General features: G+C 48.2%; 5 protein-coding genes. All 5 read left to right on the top strand.

The features are described from left to right. Window positions 1-718: His/Gly/Thr/Pro-type tRNA ligase C-terminal domain-containing protein (locus KK062_RS29740; protein ID WP_254088030.1), on the top strand; the 718-nt coding region annotated here is incomplete at its 5' end. Window positions 719-832: 114 nt separating this feature from the next. Next, window positions 833-1,366 (top strand): translation initiation factor IF-3, encoded by a 534-nt coding sequence (infC, locus tag KK062_RS29735; RefSeq protein ID WP_254088029.1) that lies wholly within the window; start codon window positions 833-835, stop codon window positions 1,364-1,366. A 20-nt stretch (window positions 1,367-1,386) separates the two neighbouring features. Next, window positions 1,387-1,581 (top strand): 50S ribosomal protein L35, encoded by a 195-nt coding sequence (gene rpmI / locus KK062_RS29730; protein WP_254088028.1) that lies wholly within the window; start codon window positions 1,387-1,389, stop codon window positions 1,579-1,581. An 82-nt stretch (window positions 1,582-1,663) separates the two neighbouring features. After that, window positions 1,664-2,008: a 50S ribosomal protein L20 gene (gene rplT / locus KK062_RS29725; protein ID WP_254088027.1), complete on the top strand. Its 345-nt coding sequence runs from the start codon at window positions 1,664-1,666 to the stop codon at window positions 2,006-2,008. 198 nt (window positions 2,009-2,206) lie between these two features. Beyond that, on the top strand, window positions 2,207-2,444 hold a 238-nt coding region (locus tag KK062_RS29720; protein WP_254088026.1), incomplete at its 3' end, for an nSTAND1 domain-containing NTPase.

Genomic DNA, 2,444 nt, shown 5'->3' with positions numbered 1-2,444 from the left:
CCTCGTGCTGCACGTGTTTAAATCGCTGGGTTTTGAAAACTACACAGCCCAGGTGTCGCTGCGCGACCAGGCGAATAAAGCGAAGTACATCGGTCAGGACCATCTGTGGGACCAGGCGGAACGTCAGATTCAGGAGGCAGCCGACGAACGTGGACTCCAGACGGTGGCGGTTCAGGGCGAAGCAGCCTTCTATGGTCCGAAGCTGGACTTCATGGTGAAAGATGCGCTCGGTCGCAGCTGGCAGCTCGGTACGATTCAGGTGGATTATAACCTGCCCGAACGTTTTGAGCTGGAGTATGTCGGCTCGGATAATCAAAAACATCGTCCGGTAATGCTGCACCGCGCACCTTTTGGCTCGCTGGAGCGTTTCATTGCCGTGCTGATAGAACACTGCGCAGGCAACTTCCCGCTGTGGCTCGCACCGGACCAGATTGCCGTGCTGCCCATTTCGGAGCGTTTTAATGATTATGCAAAACTTGTCTATGACACGCTTAAAGGTCAGGATATCAGAGGCTTATTGGATGATCGTGACGAGAAGATCGGCCGCAAGATCCGCGATGCCGAGACTAAAAAGATTCCGTACATGTTGATTGTGGGAGAGAAGGAGGTCGCTGAACAGAAAGTGGCCATCCGTATGCATGGTCAAGGCGCCCAGGACAGTGTTTTGCTAAGTGAGTTTGTGGACAGGTTCAGGTTGGAGTGTGCTGCTCCAAATTGATATTTTGATTAGATAAAATAATAGCGATATTTGCACCCTGTTTTTTTTCGGACTTAAACATTTTTGATTATTAACACCAACACAAACAGACCCGGGGGAAGTTTTGGCAGACCTATGCGTAGGGGCCCCCAAAAGCCTGAGGAACCATATCGTATCAACGAGCGGATCACAGCTCAGCGTGTACGGGTGGTAGGAGAAAACATCAAAGTAGATGTTTATCCCATCCAACAGGCCATTCGCCTTGCTCAGGAACAGAATTTGGATCTGGTGGAGATCTCCCCAAACGCAGATCCGCCGGTATGTAAGGTCGTTGACTACTCCAAATTCAAGTACGAGCAGAAGAAGAAACAGAAAGAGATCAAGGCAAAGACCGTGAAAGTTGTGATCAAGGAGATCCGATTTGGTCCGAATACTGACGATCACGATTTTAACTTCAAGCTGAAGCATGCCGTTACCTTCTTACAGGAAGGCGCTAAAGTAAAGGCGACGGTGTTTTTCGCCGGTCGTTCCATTGTTTACAAGGAACGCGGCGAGATTCTGTTGCTGAAATTTGCGCAGTTGCTGGAGGAGAATGGCAAGGTAGAGCAAATGCCAAGGCTGGAAGGTAAGCGGATGAGCATGATGCTCATGCCGAAGGCAAAGAAATAACACAGTTTAATTTATATACAATGCCTAAATTAAAAACAAAATCAGGTGCCAAAAAGCGCTTTAAAGTGACTGGCTCTGGTAAGATTAAGCACAAGCGTGCTTTCAAAAACCATATCCTGACCAAGAAGGAAACCAAGCAAAAAAGACGCCTGGGTAACAAATCTTTGGTTACAGCTGCGGATATGGCCAATGTGAAAGCCATGCTCGTTCTTTAATTGGTTCAATGTTTAACCCGGATGCTGGCCTCAAGAGCTTTCGCACAGAAAGTCGCCATCAGCCAAAAAATTGTAAAGTAAAATGCCAAGATCAGTAAACAATGTAGCTTCCCGCGCGCGACGTAAGCGCATTTTGAAGCTCGCAAAAGGCTTCTTCGGCCGTAAGAAGAATGTTTGGACGGTAGCTAAAAACGCCGTTGAAAAAGGTTTAGGGTATGCGTACCGTGACCGCAAACAGAAAAAGAGAGAATTCCGCGGCGTATGGATTGCCCGTATCAACGCTGGAGCTCGCATCCATGGTCTTTCGTACTCCGAACTCATGGGTAAACTCAAAAAAGGTGGTATCGATCTGAACCGTAAGGTTCTGGCCGACTTAGCCATGAATCACCCGGGGGCTTTTGAAGCCATCGTAAAAAAAGTCAAGTAATTATACTTACCATACATGTGTTATTGAAAAGGGGGCCCTCCGGCCCTTTTTTTATTCCCTGAAAATTGCTTTAATTCGGAATCGAATTTTTTCGACTGAGCCCATTTTTTTTTAGATAGACTAGTTTTCCCAGCTGTGAAATACCAGGTCCCCGATCCCATGTACGAGCTTTTACCGAGTCAGGGGGGATAGCCTCTTATGTCAAACAGACCCTTACATAACGAAGACCCCGACTTAGCCTCAGATCCCGGTGTCGTTTCCGACCTCCGGATGCGTGCAGAAAATCCGTTTCCGGGCTTGCGGCCTTTTTCTCTCGAGGATTGTCACCTTTTTTTCGGACGCGAGGGGCAGATTAATGAAATTCTACAGCAGCTGGCGCAGAACCGTTTCGTCACCGTGATGGGGTACTCCGGTAGCGGTAAGTCGTCGTTGATGG

The sequence above is a fragment of the Dawidia cretensis genome, from assembly GCF_018598175.1.
In the GTDB taxonomy this organism is placed as follows: domain Bacteria; phylum Bacteroidota; class Bacteroidia; order Cytophagales; family Cyclobacteriaceae; genus Ohtaekwangia; species Ohtaekwangia cretensis.
The sequence above is the reverse complement of the archived record's forward strand: the minus strand, read 5'-3'. Positions and strand labels throughout refer to the sequence as shown.

What these genes read in the sequence shown, in the direction of transcription:
- rpmI (WP_254088028.1), top strand. Translation starts at nt 1,387, where the DNA reads ATGCCTAAATTAAAAACAAAATCAGGTGCCAAAAAGCGCTTTAAAGTG.
- infC (WP_254088029.1), top strand. Translation starts at nt 833, where the DNA reads ATGCGTAGGGGCCCCCAAAAGCCTGAGGAACCATATCGTATCAACGAG.
- rplT (WP_254088027.1), top strand. Translation starts at nt 1,664, where the DNA reads ATGCCAAGATCAGTAAACAATGTAGCTTCCCGCGCGCGACGTAAGCGC.